Here is a 19,195-nt window from a genome sequence, read left to right on the forward strand (position 1 = left end):
CTCAGCAGGCGTGGTGGCGCACCCAGGCGAGGTAGGCGTCCATCCAGTCCTGCAGGAACTCGCGGCTGCCTTCGGCGATGCCGCCGTTCCCGGTGAGCACGTCGTCGGCCTTGAGGAAGGCTTCGGGCTGGCCGAGCGTGGGCATGTCGAGGTAGGCGAGGATCGTCCGCAGGTGCTGCTGCGCCACCGCGGTGCCGATCGCGCCGATCGACACCCCGATGATCCCGGCCGGCTTGTCTGGGAACGCGCTGTCGCCGTAGGGCCGCGAGGCGTGGTCGAGCGCGTTCTTGAGCACGCCCGGGATCGAACGGTTGTATTCGGGAGTGACGAACAGCAGGCCGTCGGCGTCGCGGATGCCCTGTTTGAGCCGCACCACGGGCGCGGGCGGGGAGTCGTCGTCGTCCTGGTTGTACAGCGGCAGGTCGTCGATGCGCAGGCGACGGAACTCCACGTCTCCGGGCGCGAGCGTCTGCAGCGCATCGGCAAGGCGTGCGTTGAACGAATCGGCGCGCAGGCTGCCGACGATCACGGCGATGTTCAGGGTCATGGCGTTGTCCTCGGGTGCGGGCGTCGACTGCATGGCGACCGCGCCAGGGCACCATGCGGCCAATGCCGTGAACGCCGCGTCTGGGCTGTGCGTTCGCGCGCCTCCGCCGCAGGACGGGCGGCGAGGGCGGGCCGCGGACCGCCGCGCGCCGCGTCGCCCACGTCGCCAAGGCCTTCGACCCGCGCATCGTGCGCAGGCGGGCGCGGCACGGATCCTGCATGCGGCGCGCGCCAGGCCGGGCTGGAACGTGCCGCGGGGCAAGCGGGCGGCGGTATGCGCCGCCCGGCGTTCAAGGACTGGCGGGTCGCTGCCGTTCACGACTGCATGCAGGAACGTTCCGGACACCCGCTGATGCCCGGTCCGCTGCGTGGGCGACGGATCCACGCCGCAGACACCGGCACGTGCCGTGGCGCGCTTGCGCATGCGGCGCGCGCTTGGCATCGTGGCCCCGGGCCACGGAGGACGTGAGCGTCATGGCAGACGACCTGCACGCGCCGGGAGGAGGGTCGGCTGCCACCGTACGGCGCGTCGGCGTCGCGGTCGGCCTGCTGCTGATGGCGGGCCTGGCGCTGCTGCTGCAGCAGGACCGCCAGGCCAGGGTCGCCGCCGCCCATCGCCAGTCGCTGGCGCTCGCGTCGGGCGTGGACCGCCTGCTGCATTACGGACTGCGCAACCTCGAGCGCGCGCTCAAGGGCATCGCCGCGGACGCCGCCACGTGGAAGTCGGCCGCGCCGGACCAGCGCGATCTGCTGCTCGCGGCCGCGATCGAGGGCGTGGCCGCGCGCCAGCCGGAACTGCACTCGATCGTGCTCGTCGACGCGCAGGGCAATGCACTTTCCGAAGGCGAGGGGGATCCCGGCTTCCCGCAATGGCGCGACGGCGGCGGCGATGGCCTGGCCGTGGGGCCGCTGCGCGCCGGTGGCGAGGGCGAGTGGTGGCTGAGCCTGGCGGTCCGGCACGAGCCCGGCCGCTGGCTGCTTGCCCGCCTGCGCACCGCCGAGCTGGAACGGATGATCCGCGGCCTGGACACCGGCGCGCGCGGACACGTCACCATCCTCGATGCGCAGGGCGTCCTGCTCGCCCGGGTGCCGTCCGGCGAGGCCGGACCGTTCACCGGCCAGCGCGCGCCGCTGCCGCCGTCCCTGCGCACCGGCGGGAGGACCGGCCTCGAGCGCGGCGTCAGTCCGTTCGACGGCGTCGAGCGGGCGCGGGGATTCAGCGCCGCGAGCGGCTTCGACCTGGTGGTCGCCGCGGGGATCAGCATCGACGACGCGCTGGCGGGCTGGCACCGGTTGCTCGGCATCGCGGCGCTGCTGGCCCTGCTGTACTGGATCGGCCTGGCCTACCTGGTGCGGCGCCTGGGCCTGGCCGAGCGGGCGCACGCCGGCCTGATCGAGGAGCTCGAGGCGCAGGCGGACTGGCTCGACCAGGCCCAGCGCGCCGCGAGCACCGGCGTGTGGCGGATCGAGTCCGACGGCGAACACGCGCGCATGTCGCCGCACACCGCGCTGATGTACGGGCTGGATCCGCGCGACGGCGTGTATCCGCTGTCCGACGTGTTCGGCGCCATGCACGAGGAGGACCGCCCGCGGGTGCAGGAGGAATTCCGGCGCACGGTGGAGGCCGGCGTGCCGTACCTGTCGGAGCATCGCGTGGTGCTCCCCGACGGCAGCGTGCGCTGGGTCACCGCCCGCGGCGGCATCGCCGGCGGCGATGGACGCACCGGACCGCGCATCACCGGGACCGTGGTCGACGTGACCGACCGCCACCTGGCGCGCGCGCGCGTGGCGCGCGCCGAAGCCCAGTTCCGCGCACTGTTCGAGCGCAACCCGCTGCCGTTCTGGGTGTTCGACGAGGAAACGCTGCGCTTCCTGGCCGTGAACGACGCGGCGGCACGCGCCTACGGCTACGACGTGGACGAATTCCTGTCGATGACCATCCTCGACATCCGGCCGCAGGACGAGGCGCCGCAGGTGGTCGAGACCATCCGGTCGCGCCGCCCGGGGACGGAGACCGACGGCGTATGGACCCACCAGCGCCGCGACGGCAGCCGGTTCACCGCGCGGGTGTTCAGCAGCAGCATCGAGTTCAATGGCCGGCCCGCGCGGCTGGTGCTGGCCGAGGACATCAGCGACCGCATCGCCTACGAGCGCGAGCTCGCCTGGCGCGCCACCCACGACCCGACCACCGGCCTGCAGACGGTGGCCTCGCTCATCGGCGAGCTGGACGCGATGTCGCTGCGCGATTCCAGGGTCCGCTACGCGGTGGCGTTCGTGCGCCTGCGCGAGATGGAGCGGTTGGCGCCGACCCTGGGCCAGCGGATCAGCGAGAAGCTGCTGCGCGGGATCGCGGCGCGGGTCGAGGCGCTGGGCCGCGACTACGGGATGGCCGGCTACTGGCCGGGGCAGTCGTTCGTGGTGGTCACGCTGGATCCGTCGCGGTTGCCGGCGCTGATGGCGGCGCTCGAAGCGATGGTCAACGCCCCGGTCGAACTCGAGGGCGGCGCGCATCCGATCGAGGCCTCGATCGGCATCGCCGAAGGCCCCGAGGCGGGCGAGGCCGCCGAACAGGTGGTCGGGCACGCCGCGCTGGCCGCGATCCAGGCCTGGCGGGAGCAGGTGCCGACCCTGTCCTACGACCGGACCATGGCGGTGCAGGCGGCCGAGCGCCTGGTGCTGGCGCGGCGGATCCGCACCGCGCTTGACCAGGAGGAGTTCGAACTGCACTTCCAGCCGATCCAGCGCCTGTCCGACGGCAGGATCGTGGCGCTGGAGGCGCTGCTGCGCTGGCGCCAGGGCGAAGGCTACGTGCCGCCGGACGTGTTCATCCCGCTGGCCGAGGCCTCCGGCCTGATCGTGCCGATCGGGCGCTGGACGCTGGAACAGGCGGCGAGGGCGCACGTGCGGCTGGCGGAGTGCGGCCTCGCCGACGTCGCGATCGCGGTCAACGTCTCGCCGGTGCAGCTGCTGGCCGACAACGTCCTGGCGACCATCGACGACCTGCGCAGGCGCCATGCGATCCCGCGCGGCGCGCTGCACGTCGAGCTCACCGAGAGCGTGCTGTTGCGCCGGCCGCAGGTGGCGCGGATGCGGATGCTGGAGCTGCGCGTGGCAGGGGTGCGGATCTCGATCGACGACTTCGGCACCGGCTTCTCGAGCATGGCCTACCTGCGCAACCTGCCGCTGGACTACGTCAAGATCGACCGCGCGTTCGTGCGCGACGTGCACGTCGACCCGCGCAACGCGTCGATCTGCCGGGCCATGTTCGCGCTGGCGCGCGGCCTCGACCTGGGCACCATCGCCGAGGGCGTGGAATCGGCCGACGAGCTGGCCTGGCTGCGCGCGAACGGCTGCGACCAGGCGCAGGGCTACCACATCGGGCGCCCGGTGCCGCTGGAGCAGGTGATCGGGCTGATCCGCGCCGCGGCCTGAACCGCGGCGCGGGCCGCCCGGCCGGCGCCGTCAGGCCCCGGCAGGCGCCTCCTTCCACGCATCGACCGGGATACAGGCGCAGAACACGTTCTTGTCGCCGTGCACGTTGTCCACGCGCGCCACCGGCGGCCAGTACTTCTGCCGGCGCAGCACCGGAAGCGGGAACACCGCCAGTTCGCGCGGGTAGGCGTGGGTCCACTCGCCGGCGGTGGCCATGCTGGCGGTGTGCGGCGCGTTCTTGAGCGGGTTGTCCTCGCGGTCCAGGCGTCCGTCCTCGATCGCGCGGATCTCCTCGCGGATCTGGATCATCGCGTCGATGAACCGGTCCAGTTCGTGCAGCGACTCGCTCTCGGTCGGCTCCACCATCAGCGTGCCGGCGACCGGGAAGCTCAGGGTCGGGGCGTGGAAGCCGAAGTCGATCAGGCGCTTGGCCACGTCCTCGGCGGTGACGCCGGTGGCCTTCTCCAGCGGGCGCAGGTCGAGGATGCACTCGTGCGCCACCAGGCCGTTGCGTCCGCTGTAGAGCGTGCGGTAGTGCGGCGCCAGCCGCCTGGAGATGTAGTTGGCGTTGAGCAGCGCCACCTGGGTGGCCTTGCGCAGGCCGGCCGCGCCCATCATCGCGATGTACATCCAGCTGATCGGCAGGATCGACGCGCTGCCGTGGGCCGCGGCCGAGACCATGCCGACCGCGCCGCTCGCGTGCTTGTGGCCGCGCGGCAGGAACGGCGCCAGGTGCGCCTTCACCGCGCACGGCCCGACGCCCGGGCCGCCGCCGCCGTGCGGGATGCAGAAGGTCTTGTGCAGGTTGAGGTGGGAGACGTCCGAGCCCCACTTGCCCGGCTTGGCCAGGCCGACCAGCGCGTTCATGTTGGCGCCATCGGTGTACACCTGGCCGCCGTGGGCGTGGACGATCTCGCAGATCTCGACCACGTCCTCCTCGAACACGCCGTGGGTGGACGGGTAGGTCATCATGATCGCGGCCAGGTTGGCCGAGTGCTGCCCGGCCTTGGCGCGGATGTCGTCGATGTCGATGTTGCCGTTGGCGTCGCAGCGGGTGACCACGACCTTCATCCCGGCCATCTGCGCGCTGGCCGGGTTGGTGCCGTGCGCGGATTCGGGGATCAGGCAGATGTCGCGATGACCCTCGCCGCGCGAGGCGTGGTATGCGCGGATCGCGAGCAGGCCGGCGTACTCGCCCTGGGCGCCCGAATTGGGCTGGAAGCTGACCGCGTCGTAGCCGGTGATCTCGACCAGCATCGCCTCGAGCGATTCGACCAGTTCCTGGTAGCCACGGGTCTGCGACGGCGGCGCCAGCGGGTGCACGTTGGCGAACTCGGGCCACGTGATCGGGATCATCTCCGCGGTGGCGTTGAGCTTCATGGTGCACGAGCCGAGCGGGATCATGGTCCGGTCCATGGCCAGGTCCTTGTCGGCCAGGCTGCGCATGTAGCGCAGCAGCTCGTGTTCGCTGTGGTGGGTGTTGAACACCGGGTGCTGCAGGAACTTCGATTCGCGCAACAGGCCGGCCGGCAGCGCGTCGGGCGCCTCCGCGTCGATCGCGTCGATCGAGGCATCGGTGAGGTCGGCGCCGAACACCTTGGCCAGCGCGACGAGGTCGGCGCGGGTCACGGTCTCGTCGAGGCTGATGCCCACCCGGCCGGCATCGATCTTGCGCAGGTTGATGCGCTGGTGGCTGGCGTAGGTGTGGATCTGCTCGGCGTCCACGCCGGTGACGTGCAGGGTGTCGAAGAAGCCGTCGTCCACCCGGACGCCAGCGCGGCGCAGCGCCTCGGCCAGGACCACGGCCTGGCGGTGCACGCGGCGCGCGATCCGCACCAGTCCGTCGGGCCCGTGGTACACCGCGTACATCGAAGCCATCACCGCCAGCAGCACCTGCGCGGTGCAGATGTTGCTGGTCGCCTTCTCGCGGCGGATGTGCTGCTCGCGGGTCTGCAGGGTCAGGCGGTAGGCGGGGTTGCCCTCGGCGTCGACCGAGACGCCGATCAGGCGGCCGGGCATCGAGCGCTTGAACGCGTCGCGGCAGGCCATGAACGCCGCGTGCGGGCCGCCGAAGCCGAACGGCACGCCGAAGCGCTGGCTGTTGCCGACCACGATGTCGGCGCCCCATTCGCCCGGCGGCTTGAGCAGGGCCAGGGCCAGCAGGTCCGTGGCCACGGCGACCACGCCGCCGCGCGCGTGCACCGCCTCGGCCAGCGCGGCGTGGTCGCCGACGTGGCCCCAGGTGTCGGGGTACTGCAGCAGGACGCCGAAGCTGTCGACCGTGGCCGCGTCCGCGACCGGGCCCACCACCAGCTCGATGCCGAGGCCGTCGGCGCGGGTGCGCACCACCTCCAGGGTCTGCGGATGCACGTGGTCGGCGACGAAGAACACGTTCGACTTCGCCTTCGACGCGCGCCGGGCCAGGGTCATCGCTTCGCCGGCGGCGGTGGCCTCGTCCAGCAGCGAGGCGTTGGCGATGTCCATGCCGGTGAGGTCGGCGCACATCTGCTGGAAGTTGATCAGCGCCTCCATCCGGCCCTGGGAGATTTCCGCCTGGTACGGGGTGTAGGCGGTGTACCAGGCGGGGTTCTCGAGGATGTTGCGCAGGATCACCGGCGGGGTGCGGGTGCCGTAGTAGCCCTGGCCGATGAAGCTGCGGAAGACGTCGTTCTTCTTGGCGATGGCGCGGATCGCGGCCAGCGCCTCCTCCTCGGTCTGCGCGCCCGGCAGGGCCAGCCCGTCGCCGGACTTGATGCTGGCCGGGACGATGGCCGCGGTCATCGACTCGAGCGAGTCGTGGCCGATGGCCTGGAGCATGTGCGCGATCTCGGCGTCGTTGGGGCCGATGTGGCGCTCGATGAAGGCGTCGTGGTGTTCGAGGTCGCGCAGGCTGGGCTTGGACATGGCGGAAGGCACCTGGGTTCGGGGACGCGGGACGGCGCGCGTGCAGGGCGCAGGCGGTCGTCTGCGGTGGTGCCCCTCTGTCCTTCTGCCTGAGAGTTTGGAACCGCGTGGGTTGGCCGCGTGGTTCGTGCCCCTTCGGCGCCGGTTCCGGCAGTGCCGGGCGGTCTCTCCAGAGTGTTGGTCGCGTGCGGTGGTATCGGGCCTGAGCGATTACGGGCGTTTGCGCCTTCGGCAGCGGGGCCGGGGCCCGCGCTTCTCCCACCGCAGCGGCGTGGATTATACCCGCCGGCCCCTGCCGCCGGGGTCGGCGCGGGGGATCGGCGCGGGGGATCGGCGCGTGGCTTGTTAATCTTGTGCGTCCCCCCGAGCCGTCGCGGTCCCCGCGTGAATCCTGTCGTCTGTTCCCCGTCCCGGCCCGGCGCGGCGCGCCGAGGCCTCCGCGGCGTGCCCGGCCGGTGCGCCGGACGCCTTGGCCCCGCCATCGGCGGGGCAGCCGCGGCGCCGGGAGGCGGGCGATGAGCGCGCGCATCCCCGGGCAGCGCACCCTCGCCCTGCTGCTGGCGGGGCTGGCCATGTTCGGCCCGTTCTCGATCGACATGATCTTCCCGGCGTTCCCGGCGATGGGTGTCGACCTGGGCGCGGACAAGCTGGCGATGCAGCAGACCATCAGCATCTACCTGGTCGCCTACGCGCTGATGAGCCTGGTCCACGGCCCGCTGTCGGACCTGCTCGGGCGGCGACGGGTGATCCTGACCGGGCTGGTCGTCTTCGCCTTCGCCTCGGCCGGCTGCGCGCTGTCCACCGACATGCCCACGCTGCTGGCGTTCCGCGCCCTGCAGGGGCTGTCGGCCGGCGTGGGCCTGATCGTCGGTCGCGCGGTGATCCGCGACGTGCTGCATGGCCACGACGCGCAGCGGCTGATGAGCCAGGTGTCGATGATCTTCGGCGCCGCCCCGGCGATCGCGCCGATCGTGGGCGGCTGGCTGCTGGGCTGGGGGCGGTGGACGCTGATCTTCTGGTTCCTGGTCGGCTTCACCGGGCTGCTGTGGCTGGCGACCTGGCGTTGGCTGCCCGAGACCCTGCCGCCGGACGCGCGGCTGGCGCCGTCGCCGCGGCGGCTGCTGCGCGACTACGCGTGGATCGCGCTCAACCCGCGCTTCCAGCGCCTGGCCGCGGCCGGTGCGTTCAACTTCGGCGCGCTGTTCCTGTACATCGCCTCGGCACCGGCGTTCGTGCTCGACCTGCTGCGGCTGGACGAACGCAGCTTCGGCTGGTTCTTCATCCCGACGATCAGCGGGATGATGGTCGGCGCCTACGTGTCGGGGCGCACCGCGGGACGGGTCAGCGGGCCGCGCCTGGTGGAGATCGGCTTCGCCTGCAGCGCCGTGGCGATGCTGGCCAACATCGCGTACAGCGTGCTGGCCGCGCAGCCGGCGATCCCGTGGGCGGTGCTGCCGATGGTCGGCAACGCGTTCGGCATCGCCCTGGTGTTCCCGATCGTGACCCTGTCGATCCTCGACATGTACCCGCGCCACCGCGGCTCGGCCTCGTCGCTGCAGGCGTTCACCGGGCTGGTGCTCAACGCGGTGCTGGCCGGCGTGGTCTCGCCGCTGGTGAGCCACGACCCGGTCATGCTGGCGGTGCCGGCGGCCGGTTTCGTGCTGCTGGGCTGGGCGATGTGGCGCTGGGAATCGCGCCGCGCGGCGCCGCCGTCCGCGGGCCAGGCGCCGCCGGTGGAACTGGAGCCGACCGGGCAGCTCTAGGCCGCGCGCCGCATCGGCGCGGGCGCGTCAGCGGCGCGGGTCGAGCGGATGGGCGCCGTTGCGGCGCCGCGGTGCGGCCGGCACCGGCGCCAGGTACTGCTGGATGCGCGGGAACACCAGGTCCAGGCGCGAGTACCAGTCGCGGTTGCCGGAATCGGCGAGGCTGCCGGAGTTCGGGCATGCCGCGTATCCGCCGTACAGGCCGCCGTGCAGGCGGTAGCTGCCGTCGTTGCCGCGCACGAACAGGCCCGACCCGCTGCTGCCCCCCTCGGTGGTCCCGGACAGCCAGCCCACCGCGCGCATGCCCGGCTCGTCGTCGGCCGGCACGTGGCGGCCGAACGACACCTTCTTCGCGTCGCCCGACGGATGGTGGATCGCCACCACGTCCGCGCCCGTGGGCAGGCCGGCCGCGTCCCAGCCGGCGAAGGTCGCGCCCGCCGGCGCCGGGTTGCGCAGGCGCAGCAGCATCGCGTCGGTGTGCTCGTCGTCGAACAGGACGTCGGCGCCGCCGCCGAGGGTGGCGCGGCTGGTGGACGTGCCGCTGTTGCACGAGGCCGCTTCGTAGTTCCAGTAGGTCGTCAGGCTGGCCGCCACGCGCGCCATGTCCTGCGCCGGCACGTCGCCGGAGCCGCCGGCGAAGCAGTGCCGGGCGGTCCAGAAGTAGGGGACCTGGGTGGACGGGTCGGTGTCGTTGAGCAGGGTGCCGGTGCAGATGTAGGCACCGATGGCCGTGCCGTTGCTGCGGTAGAGGTTGAACACCATGTGCGCGACGGCGTCCTTGGCCCGGACGAAGTCCGCGCCGAGTTCGCCGACCTTGCACGCCGTGTCGATGTTGCAGGCGCCGGACTCGCCGAGCTTCTCGAGGATCTTGAAGTCGCTGCGGCTGTTGGTCACCAGGTGGGCGACCTGCGGCACGGCGATGCGCGGCGCGCCGGGGTCCGAGCCGGCCGGGACGAAGACCTCGATGGTCTGGGTCTCGCCGTCGGTGGCCGGGGTCCAGTACAGGCCGCCGGGGTCGAGCGCGCGCAGCGCCTCGGCACCGGGTATCCGCACGATCTCGCCCAGCGGCAGTTCCGAGCCGCGCACGCGCAGCTCGGCGTCCGCCGGCAGTCCCTGCAGCGACAGCCCGGCCCGCAGGCCCATCGCCACCGGCGACGTCACTTCCAGGGTCGCCACCCGGCCGCCCGCGACCGCGCGCCACTGCAGCTCCAGCGGGACGGCCTTGCCGGCCGGCGCCGCGCGGCCCACGCCGATCTGGACCGGCGTCGGCCGGCGCCGGTCGCGGGCGCGGTTGGCGTCGTCCAGCGCCACCAGCTGCGCCAGCGGGACCTCGGGAAAGCGCACCCGGGTCGCCAGCGACGGGTCGAAGGCGGCGTCGCGCCAGGCCAGCTTCGCCGGCGGCGCGGACCGGCTGCGCTCGCCGTCCACCCGCGGCAGGTCGGCGGCGAAGGAGGTGGCCGCGCAGGCGGCCACGCAGAGCGCGAGCAGGAGTCTGGACATGGCGTTCGGACGGGTTCGGGAAGGAGCTCGGGCGCGCGGGGCGGGCGCTGGAGCCCGCCCCGCCGACGGGTCAGCCGTTGTCGGCGGCGGGCGCGGGGGCCGGCGCGGGCGCCGGCGCCTGCCAGCCGCACGAGCGGCCTTCGTTCTGCTGCTTGAGCCACTCCTGCAGCGGCGCGAAGTACTCGAGCACCGCCGAGGCGTCCATGGTCTCGCCGCCGGTCAGCTCCTTCATCGTCTGCTGCCACGGCTGGCTGGCGCCCTTGGACAGCATCGCCCAGAACTTCTCGCCCGCGGCCTTGTTGCCGGCGAAGGTGCACTCGTACAGCGGACCCTGGTGGCCGGCCGCGTCGCACAGCGCCTTGTAGAACTGGAACTGCAGCACGTGCGAGAGGAAGTAGCGGGTGTAGGGCGTGTTGCCCGGCACGTGGTACTTGGCGCCCGGGTCGAAGAAGTCCTCGCCGCGCGGCGCCACCGGCGCCACGCCCTGGTACTTCGCCTTCAGTTCCCACCAGGCCTGGTTGTAGCGGTCCGGGGTGATCGAGCCGTCGAACACGCCCCACCGCCAGCGGTCGATCATCAGACCGAAGGGCATGAACGCCACCTTCGCCAGCGCCATGCGCATCTGCGCGTTGACCAGGGCCTCCTGGCTGGTCTGCTGGTCGCCGACCAGGCCGATCGACTTCAGGTAGGCCGGGGTCATGGCCAGCTCGATCGTGTCGCCGATCGCTTCGTGGAAGCCGTCGTGGGCGCCGGCCTGGAACAGCGGCGGCAGGTGGTTGTAGGCCAGGTAGTAGTACACGTGGCCCAGCTCGTGGTAGATGGTGAAGAAGTCCTCTTCGTTGGGCTTGATGCACATCTTGGTGCGCACGTCGGGCGACTTGCCGTCCTCGCCGCCCATGTTCATGTCCCAGGCGCTGGCGTGGCAGACCACGTCGCGGTCGCGCGGCTTGATGAACTGGGTCTTCTCCCAGTAGCTCTCCGGCAGCTTCGGCATGCCGAGCGAGACGTAGAACTCCTCGGCCTGGCGGGTCATCTGCCTGGCGCTCTCGAGCTGCGCGGCGCGCACCACCTCGGCGCGGCGCTCGCTGTCGATCAGCGCGTTCTCCCTGGCCAGGCGCGCGTTGAGTTCGGACTGGTAGCGGCGTTCGAGCGCGCCGCCGACGTCGAGGTCGGCGCCGGCCTGCTGCTGGCTGTAGGGCGCGAGGATGTCCCAGAGGTTGCCCCAGTCCTGCTGCCACATGTTGCCCATCAGGTGCGCCGGCAGCAGCCCGTCGACCGAACCGCGGCCCGGGTACTGCGCCTCCAGGCGGGCGCGGGCGTAGCAGTGCAGCTGTTCGTACAGCGGCTTGACCTGGCCCCACAGGCGGTCGGTCTCGGCCGCGAGTTCGACCGGCGACATGTCGTAGCCCGAACGCCACATCTCGCCGGCGTCGGCGTAGCCCAGTTCGCGCGCGCCCTCGTTGACCAGCTCCACGAAGCGCACGTAATCCTCGCGCATTGGCCGCGAGATCGAATGCCAGCCCTGCCATGCGTCGAGCTGGGCCTCGTAGCTGCGGTCCTTGGCCAGCACGTCTTCCAGCGCGCCGAGCTGGCGGCAGCTGGACGGATCCTCCGGGTTGGAGCAGTAGGTGCCGGCGCCGTACATGCCCTCCATGCGGGTGGCGATGCGGGTGAGCTCGGCCAGCTTCTGCGGGTCGCGCGGCGCCGGCATCGAGGTGCCGAGCTTGAGCAGGTTGATCGCGCGCGCGGTCTCGGGCGACATGTCCTGGCCCTCGAACCTGCGCGCCTGCTCGATCCACGCGTTGAGCGAGGTCAGGAACTTCTCGTTGGCCTTGGCCGCGAGCAGCTGGCTGTCGTCGATGATGTAGGTGTTCGACAGCCACTGCGCCGCGGTGAGTTCCGGGTACATCTCCTTGAGTTCGGCATTGACGCGGGCGATGAACGCATCGGCGGTCTCGTCCTGCGGCGCGGGCCGGGTCGTGCCGGGCGCGGCGGCGTCGGTCGCGGTGGGTTCGCGCTGGCAGGCGGACAGGGCGAGGCTGGCGGCGATCGCCAGGACGAGCATGGGTCGGTGGTGTTTCACGGCGTTTCCCGCGGGATGCACGAAGGCGTTGCGCGCAGGCTAGGGCGCGCGCGGGGGACGACGCAAGTGCGATCGGGCGCAGGCCGCGCCGCGGCCGCGCTCAGGCGCGCGGGATGCGCAGGCGGCGCTCGCCGTCGACCAGCCCACGGGCCTGCAGCCAGGCCCACGCCGCGTCCGCGTCGCGCTCGACGTAGGCGCGCGCGCTGCCGAGGCGGAAGGTGTAGCCCCAGGCATCCATGTCGGCGAGGATGCGGTCGCGCCCCACTCCCGGGATGGCGTCGCCGAGCAGCGCCTGCAGCACGCACACCGCGTCTTCTTCCTCGACCGAATCGGTCGCGTCGGTGTGCACGGCCCGGCGCCGTTCCGGCGGCAGCACGACCAGGTGGCAGGCCTCGTGCAGCAGCGAGTGCAGCGGGGTGTCGCCGCGCGCGTACACGACGCAGCCGACGATGCCGGCCTCGGGTTCCCCCCAGTAGCTGCCGGGGATCGGCGCGTCGTCGGCCACGCGGCGCAGCTCCAGCCCGTAGCGCGCGAGCAGCCCGGCGACGTGCGATCCGTCGACGTCGCGCAGCAGCAGGACGCCGTGGGCTTGGGGAAGGGGCGCGGTCATCGGGGCTGGCGGCCGGGGTCGCGGGGATGGCCGGCGCCGCGCCTGCGGTCGCCGGATCTTGGGGGCATCGCCCGCGGCGCGGGCGTGCGGGCGGCGGCATGCCCGCCGCCGTGCCGGGGTCAGGCGGTGGCGGGCCGGTTCTCGGGCAGCGCCACCGAGATGTCGAGCACGTCGTGTTCGCCGTCCTTGACCAGGTCCACCTTGACCGCGTCCACGTCGACGCTCACGTACTTGCGGATCACCTCCAGCAGCTCGCGCTGCAGCAGGGGCAGGTAGTCGGGCGCGCCGCGGCTGGTCCGCTCCTGCGCGACGATGATGCGCAGGCGGTCCTTGGCGATCGCCGCCGTGTTCTGCCTCGGCTTGAGGAAATCGAACAGTCCCATCGTCAACCTCCGAAGAGCTTGCTGAAGAAGCCCTTCTTCTCGGCCTGGGTGAAACGCATCGGCCGGTCTTCGCCGAGCAGTCGCGCAACCGCGTCGTCGTAGGCCTGGCCGGCGCTGGATTCGCCCGCCAGGATCACCGGTTCGCCCTTGTTGGAGGCGTCGAGCACGTCGGGCGACTCGGGGATCACGCCGAGGGTCTTGATGCCCAGCACCTCCTCGACGTCGGCGATCGAGAGCATTTCCCCCTTCTCCACCCGGTCGGGGTTGTAGCGGGTGAGCAGCAGGTGCTCCTGCACCCGCTCGCCGGCCTCGGCCTTGCGGGTCTTGGAGGCGAGCAGGCCGAGGATGCGGTCGGAGTCGCGCACCGAGGACACCTCGGGGTTGACCACCACCACCGCGCGGTCGGCGAAGTACATGGCCAGGAACGCACCCTTCTCGATGCCGGCCGGGGAGTCGCAGATGATGTATTCGAAGCCGTCGTCGGCCAGTTCCTTGAGCACGCGCTCCACGCCTTCCTTGGTCAGCGCGTCCTTGTCGCGCGTCTGCGAGGCGGCCAGCACGTACAGGTTCTCGAAGCGCTTGTCCTTGATCAGCGCCTGCCGGAGCGAGGCCTCGCCCTGGACGACGTTGACGAAGTCGTACACCACGCGGCGCTCGCACCCCATGATCAGGTCGAGGTTGCGCAGGCCCACGTCGAAGTCGATGACCGCGACCTTCTTGCCGCGGCGGGCGAGGCCGTTGGCCAGGCTGGCGCTGCTGGTGGTCTTGCCGACGCCTCCCTTGCCCGAGGTGACCACGATGATTTCAGCCAAAACACGTCTCCTGTGTGTGCCGCCGTCAGTCGAGTGCGGCGATCTTGAGTTCTTCGTTCTCCAGCCAGACCTGCACCGGCTTGCCGTGCAGTTCCTTCGGGATATCTTCCAGTACTTTGTAGTGGCCGGCCACGGCGACGAGCTCGGCGTGGAAGGCGCGGCAGAAGATGCGCGCGCCCGCGTTGCCCTGGGCGCCGGCCAGCGCGCGGCCGCGCAGCGGGCCGTAGATGTGGATCGAGCCGTCGGCGATCACCTCGGCGCCGGCGCCGACCTGGGAGAGGATCGTCAGGTCGCGGTTCTCGGCATAGACCTGCTGGCCCGAGCGCACCGGCGCGGCCTGGACCAGGCCCGGGGCGGAGGCCGCGGGGCGGGGCGCCGCCGCGCGCGCGGCCGGGGCGGGTTCGGGCGCCGGCCGGGCGGCCGGGCGCGGCGCTACGGTCTCAGTCGCGCCTGCGACAGGCTCGTACTGGGCCCGGAACTTGGCCAGCAGCGGGAGCCCGAGCTCGACCGCCAGGGCCTCGTTGTCGCTGCTGCCCCAGGCCAGCGCCACCGGCAGCACCCCGGCCTCGCGCAGGGCCTCGATCAGCGCCCTCGCGGTGGCCGCGTCGGGGGTCGCCGTCAGGCCGCCGAAGTCCAGGATCACCGCGGCGCGCGCGAACAGCTTCGGCGCCCGCGCGACCCGCTCGCGCATCTCCGCGGCCAGGCGCGCGATGTCGAGGGTGCGCACGCGCAGGTTGGCGATCCCCACCTGGCCGATCTTGAGCTCGCCGGCCGGTTCGAAATCCATCGCCGCGCTCATGCGTCGGCCACCGCGGCCGGTACCCGCGGACGCGAGATCCACGGCAAGTCGGGCAGGTTGTCGCCATAGGTGGCGCGCACCCACTCGTAGCTGCACATTTCCTTGGCCATCATCGAGGCGCGGATGCCGTTCTCGGGCATCACGTGCTGGCCGATCTCGTGGAAGCCGAAGCTGCCGTGGAACACGCGCACCGGGTCGGCGTCGTGTTCGAGGAACACCTCGCAGGTCAGCAGCGGGTAGCGCAGCTCGGCATGGCTCTGGGCGTCGGCGTAGAACGCCCGACCCACGCCGCCGCCGCGGCGGCGGCTGCTGACCACGATCCGGTCGATGTAGAAGAACCGCTCGCAGTGGGCCCGGAACCAGTGGAAGTTGCTGCTGTCGTGGTCGGCTTCCGAGCCCATGCCGACGAGGAAGCCCACCAGGGCGCCGTCGCGCTCGGCGACGCGGAAGTATTCGGCGGTGTCGTAGAACCTGCGGATGCGCGCGGTATCCAGCGGCAGGATCGTCGGGCCGGCGGCGTTGTTGAGGGTGAGGACTGAATCCAGCTCATGCTCCCGCACGTCGCGGATGACGATCGACATTCCAGAACTCCAGGGGACTGCAGGGGGCGCGGGCGTCGCGCGGAACGGGGCAGCGGGCCATGGCCCGCCGATGCGCCGCCGGATGCGCGCCGCCCGGGGGTGGCCGCGCGCGCCGGCCGCGCCTCCCGGCGCGGAACGCCCACCGGCACCACCCACCGGTAGACGGCGCGGGCGCCGTGCGACGGTCAATGCGATGCCGGTCGCGATTATCGCACGGCCCCCGCCGCGCCGCGACCGCGCGCGGGGCCGTCGCGCATGACTTGTTGGGGGGTCTCCGGCGCCCGGAAAGCGCCTACCATGCCCGCATGCTCTCGCGCCTCGACCACGCCCGCCTGCTGCGCTACGCCGGCCTGTTCACCTGGGCGGTGATCGTGCTGCCGCTGTGGCTGATCTCGCGGCCGGTGGAGGAGGGCGAGCCGGCCGGCATCGGTGCCGGCTGGCCGGCCTGGATCGCCTGGGCGATCTTCGGCTTCGGCTTCGCCTGGCTCAGCCGCGCGCTCGATTCGCGCCGGGTCAACCTGGTCGACTACCTGCTGCTGGGCCTGATGATCGGCAGCGCGGTGGCCCTGAGCTACTACAGCAACAGCGGACTGGGCGTGCTGCTGCTGATGGTGGCGGCGTGCGTGCTGCCCTGGCTGCTGCCGCTGCCGGCCAGCATCGCGGTCCTGGTCCTGAGCGAGATCGTGGTGATCCCGGTCTATACCCGGGCGCTGGGCTTCATGTGGTTCGAGGCGGTGATGCAGTCGGTGCTGTACGCCGGCTTCACCTGTTTCGTGTTCGCGACCGGCTACGTGGCCCGGCAGCAGGTACTGGCCCGGGACGAGCAGCGGCGCCTGAACGCCGAGCTGCGCGCCACCCGGGCCCTGCTGGCCGAGAGCGTGCGGGTCAACGAGCGGACCCGGATCTCGCGCGAGCTGCACGACCTGCTCGGCCACCACCTGACCGCGCTGAGCCTGAACCTGGAGGTCGCCAACCACCTGGTCAGCGGCCAGGCCCAGGAGCACGTCACCCAGGCCCACACCCTGGCCAAGCTGCTGCTGAGCGACGTGCGCGAGGCGGTGAGCCGGCTGCGCGAGGACGACGCCATCGACATGCGCACGACCCTGCTGCCGCTGGCCGACAACGTGCCGGGGCTGCGGATCGACATGGACATGCCGCTCACCTTCCTGGTCGACGACCCGGAGCGGGCCCACGTCCTGCTGCGCTGCACACAGGAAATCATCACCAACGCCGTGCGCCACGCCGAGGCCACCCTGCTGCGGCTGCGCTACAGTTTCGACGGCGACGCCGTGACCCTGGAGGCGCGCGACGACGGCCGCGGGGCCGAGGTCGCGGTCGCCGGCAACGGCCTGCGCGGCATGCGCGAACGCCTGGCGGCGTACGGCGGGTCGCTCGAGGTCGAGACCGCGCCCGGCAGCGGCTTCACCGTGCGCCTGCGCCTGCCGATGGACGGCGCGGTGCTGGCGCACGACGGCGCCGGCCCCGCGGCCGGGGCGTCCGAGGACAGTGCGCCGGGCCAGGAAGGCGCCCACCGACACCACCCGCTGGAGGTCCCATGATCCGAGTCTGCCTTGTCGACGACCAGACCCTTGTGAGGCAGGGCATCCGCTCGCTGCTGGCGCTGGACGACGGCATCGAGGTCGTCGCCGAGGCCGGCGACGGCAAGCAGGCGGTGGAGCTGATCCCCGAGGTCCGCCCCGACGTGGTGCTCATGGACATGCGGATGCCGGTGATGTCGGGCCTGGAGGCGCTGCAGGCGCTCTCGCGCGCCGGCCAGCTGCCGCCGACCATCATCCTGACCACCTTCGACGACGACCAGCTGGTGCTGGCCGGCATGAAGGCCGGGGCCCGCGGCTATCTGCTCAAGGACGTGTCGCTGGAACAGCTGGTCGGCGCGATCCGGACCGTGGCCGCGGGCGGCTCGCTGGTCCAGCCGGCGGTGACCCAGCGCCTGCTCTCGGGCCTGGAGCACATGCGCAACGAGTTCGTCAGCCTCGACCGGCCCGACCCGCTGACCGATCGCGAGACCGAGATCCTGCGCCTGATGGCCGGCGGCTTTTCCAACAAGGAGATCGCCAACTCGCTGGGCGTGGCCGAGGGCACCATCAAGAACCACGTCTCGAACATCCTCTCCAAGCTCGGCGTCCGCGACCGCACCCGCGCCGTGCTCAAGGCGTTCGAGCTGCAGCTGGTCTGACGCGGACGGCAGGCCGGCCCGCCGCGACGCGGCGGGCGGTCGCGGGCGGCTGCCGGACCGGTCGCCGCGGGCGGTCCCCGGGTGGAAGGGGTGGCGTCCCCCCGGGAGAAGCCCCGACGCTTCGGATCCTTCCCCTGCGCGGGCGCACGCCTGCGACAAAAGTACCCGCAGCGGGCAGATGCCGGTCGGTGGAACCGGGCCCGGCACCGGTTGGCGCGGCCTGCGCGGCGGATGGTTGCGAGGCCAACCGATCCCCCGCGCTGCCGGGCGGGCCCGGACGGGTCGCGGGCCGTGCAGGGTTCTTGCTAGCATTGGCCACTTGCGCCCGCGACGGCGGGAAATGGTCCCGGAGAACCCTGAATGACCCGTTTGATCGAGATCCTGATTTCAATGGCGATCGTCGCCGTGCTGTTCGTGCTCGTGGGCGTGTTCCTGCCGTCGAGCCGCACGATCACCGAGAAGGTCGAGACCAACCGGCGGGCCGCGATCGTCTTCGACACGCTGAACGCGACGCACCGGTTCCATGAGTGGAACCCGCTCGCCCTGCGCGACCCGGCGATCAGGATCACCCGCTCGGGTCCGGAGTCGGGCGTGGGCGCGCGCCTGGACTACGAGTCCAGGCCGCTGGGCAAGGGCAGCTGGGAGATCGTGGAGAGCGAACCCGACAGCCGCGTGGTGTACGCCCTGGAGAACCGCGACCGCGGCGCCAACAAGCGCATGGAGTTCAACCTGCGGCCGACCGGGCGCGGCGGGCGCAACATCGAGATCACCCAGACCTACACGGTGGACTACGGCTGGAACCTGCTCGGCCGCTACGCCGGCATGTACGTGCGCGGCCACGTGGGCGAGGACATGAAGATCGGCCTGTCCAAGCTCACCAGCATCCTGGCCGCGGTTCCCAACGTCGACTACCGCGCCGAGGGCGTGCCGCTGACCAACCTGGGCGTGGTCGAGCTGCCCGCCGAGAACCTGCTGGTCGTCTCGGCCGGCGCCATCGAGCGCAACAACGAGGCCATCAAGCGTTCGATGAAGTCGAACAGCGAGTGGATCAAGCGCACGATGGAAGCCAACGACCTGGTCGCCGCCGGGCCGCTGCGCATCGTCTCCACCGAGCTCGGCCGCGAGAACTACACCTTCGACGTTGTCCAGCCGGTCCGTCGCAAGGGCGCGGACGATGCCGGCGGCAACGGCGGCAACGAGGAAGGCGAAGGCGAGGAGGCGCAGCCCGTCGCCCAGGCGCCGGCCGTGGACGAGGGCGAGCTCGAGGTGAAGATTCCCGAGGGCGCGCCGGTGCAGTACGTCCGCACCGAGCCGGGCCAGTTCGCGCACGGCGAGTACAAGGGCTACATGGCCGAGCTGGAGAACGTGCGCAACGCGGTGCGTGCCTGGGCCGTCACCCACGGCCGCGACGTCACCGACCGTCCGTTCGAGTTCTACAAGAACGGCATCGACAACGCGTTCACCGCGGACGGCGAGTTCGAGGTGTTCTGGAGGCTCCGCGAGTAATCCGCGCCGCCATGCATGCGTTCGCCACGCGCCGCATCCCCCCGGGGGTGCGGCGCGCTGCGTTCAGGGGGAGCCCGCG

Annotated in this window: 13 protein-coding genes, 1 pseudogene and 1 riboswitch; of the genes and pseudogenes, 5 read left to right on the plus strand and 9 right to left on the minus strand. The window is 72.0% G+C overall.

The window, feature by feature from the left end:
* Nucleotide 1 precedes the first annotated feature (1 nt).
* Entirely contained in the window at nt 2-547 is a 546-nt protein-coding gene (locus LUTJ29_RS0111395) for an NAD(P)H-dependent oxidoreductase (RefSeq protein WP_027072629.1), read from the minus strand.
* 473 nt (nt 548-1,020) lie between these two features.
* Here LUTJ29_RS0111395 and LUTJ29_RS17230 point away from each other — a divergent pair, with 473 nt between their 5' ends.
* Nucleotides 1,021-3,978 (plus strand): EAL domain-containing protein, encoded by a 2,958-nt coding sequence (locus LUTJ29_RS17230; RefSeq protein ID WP_051322950.1) that lies wholly within the window; start codon nt 1,021-1,023, stop codon nt 3,976-3,978.
* A gap of 30 nt (nt 3,979-4,008) precedes the next feature.
* Here LUTJ29_RS17230 and gcvP read toward each other — a convergent pair whose 3' ends face one another.
* Nucleotides 4,009-6,882: an aminomethyl-transferring glycine dehydrogenase gene (gene gcvP / locus LUTJ29_RS0111410; RefSeq protein ID WP_043741202.1), complete on the minus strand. Its 2,874-nt coding sequence runs from the start codon at nt 6,880-6,882 to the stop codon at nt 4,009-4,011.
* 67 nt (nt 6,883-6,949) lie between these two features.
* Nucleotides 6,950-7,065, minus strand: a riboswitch (glycine riboswitch).
* 332 nt (nt 7,066-7,397) lie between these two features.
* On the opposite strand from gcvP, the gene LUTJ29_RS0111415 reads away from it, so the two are divergent.
* On the plus strand, nt 7,398-8,645 hold the full coding sequence (locus LUTJ29_RS0111415; RefSeq protein ID WP_027072631.1) for a multidrug effflux MFS transporter: 1,248 nt from the start codon (nt 7,398-7,400) through the stop codon (nt 8,643-8,645).
* 27 nt (nt 8,646-8,672) lie between these two features.
* Here the strand turns inward: LUTJ29_RS0111415 and LUTJ29_RS0111420 are convergent, their stop codons facing one another.
* The 7 genes from LUTJ29_RS0111420 to LUTJ29_RS0111450 form a co-directional block, all read right to left on the minus strand.
* Nucleotides 8,673-10,145: a trypsin-like peptidase domain-containing protein gene (locus LUTJ29_RS0111420; protein WP_027072632.1), complete on the minus strand. Its 1,473-nt coding sequence runs from the start codon at nt 10,143-10,145 to the stop codon at nt 8,673-8,675.
* 70 nt (nt 10,146-10,215) lie between these two features.
* On the minus strand, nt 10,216-12,210 hold the full coding sequence (locus tag LUTJ29_RS0111425) for a M2 family metallopeptidase (protein WP_043741206.1): 1,995 nt from the start codon (nt 12,208-12,210) through the stop codon (nt 10,216-10,218).
* Between the two features lie 118 nt (nt 12,211-12,328).
* On the minus strand, nt 12,329-12,838 hold the full coding sequence (locus LUTJ29_RS17235) for a hypothetical protein (RefSeq protein WP_051322951.1): 510 nt from the start codon (nt 12,836-12,838) through the stop codon (nt 12,329-12,331).
* 119 nt (nt 12,839-12,957) lie between these two features.
* A complete protein-coding gene (minE, locus tag LUTJ29_RS0111435; RefSeq protein ID WP_027072634.1) occupies nt 12,958-13,221 on the minus strand; it encodes a cell division topological specificity factor MinE in 264 nt (87 codons plus the stop codon).
* Nucleotides 13,222-13,223: 2 nt separating this feature from the next.
* Nucleotides 13,224-14,033: a septum site-determining protein MinD gene (gene minD / locus LUTJ29_RS0111440; protein WP_027072635.1), complete on the minus strand. Its 810-nt coding sequence runs from the start codon at nt 14,031-14,033 to the stop codon at nt 13,224-13,226.
* A 25-nt stretch (nt 14,034-14,058) separates the two neighbouring features.
* The gene (minC, locus tag LUTJ29_RS0111445) at nt 14,059-14,820 is read right to left on the minus strand and encodes a septum site-determining protein MinC (protein WP_084524857.1); all 762 of its coding nucleotides are present in this window, start codon (nt 14,818-14,820) and stop codon (nt 14,059-14,061) included.
* An 8-nt stretch (nt 14,821-14,828) separates the two neighbouring features.
* Nucleotides 14,829-15,413: a GNAT family N-acetyltransferase gene (locus tag LUTJ29_RS0111450; RefSeq protein WP_027072637.1), complete on the minus strand. Its 585-nt coding sequence runs from the start codon at nt 15,411-15,413 to the stop codon at nt 14,829-14,831.
* 305 nt (nt 15,414-15,718) lie between these two features.
* On the opposite strand from LUTJ29_RS0111450, the pseudogene LUTJ29_RS17240 reads away from it, so the two are divergent.
* From LUTJ29_RS17240 to LUTJ29_RS0111465, 3 genes and pseudogenes are all read left to right on the plus strand, one after another.
* A pseudogene (locus tag LUTJ29_RS17240) lies at nt 15,719-16,876 on the plus strand (sensor histidine kinase); the annotation flags it as partial.
* 92 nt (nt 16,877-16,968) lie between these two features.
* Nucleotides 16,969-17,610 carry a response regulator transcription factor gene (locus LUTJ29_RS0111460; protein WP_027072638.1) on the plus strand — a complete coding sequence of 214 codons (642 nt, stop codon included), beginning with the start codon at nt 16,969-16,971 and terminating at the stop codon, nt 17,608-17,610.
* Between the two features lie 360 nt (nt 17,611-17,970).
* Nucleotides 17,971-19,116, plus strand: a complete 1,146-nt coding sequence (locus tag LUTJ29_RS0111465) for an SRPBCC family protein (RefSeq protein WP_027072639.1) — start codon at nt 17,971-17,973, stop codon at nt 19,114-19,116.
* Nucleotides 19,117-19,195 lie beyond the last annotated feature (79 nt).

This window comes from Luteimonas sp. J29 (assembly GCF_000472505.1).
Classification (GTDB): Bacteria; Pseudomonadota; Gammaproteobacteria; order Xanthomonadales; family Xanthomonadaceae; genus Luteimonas.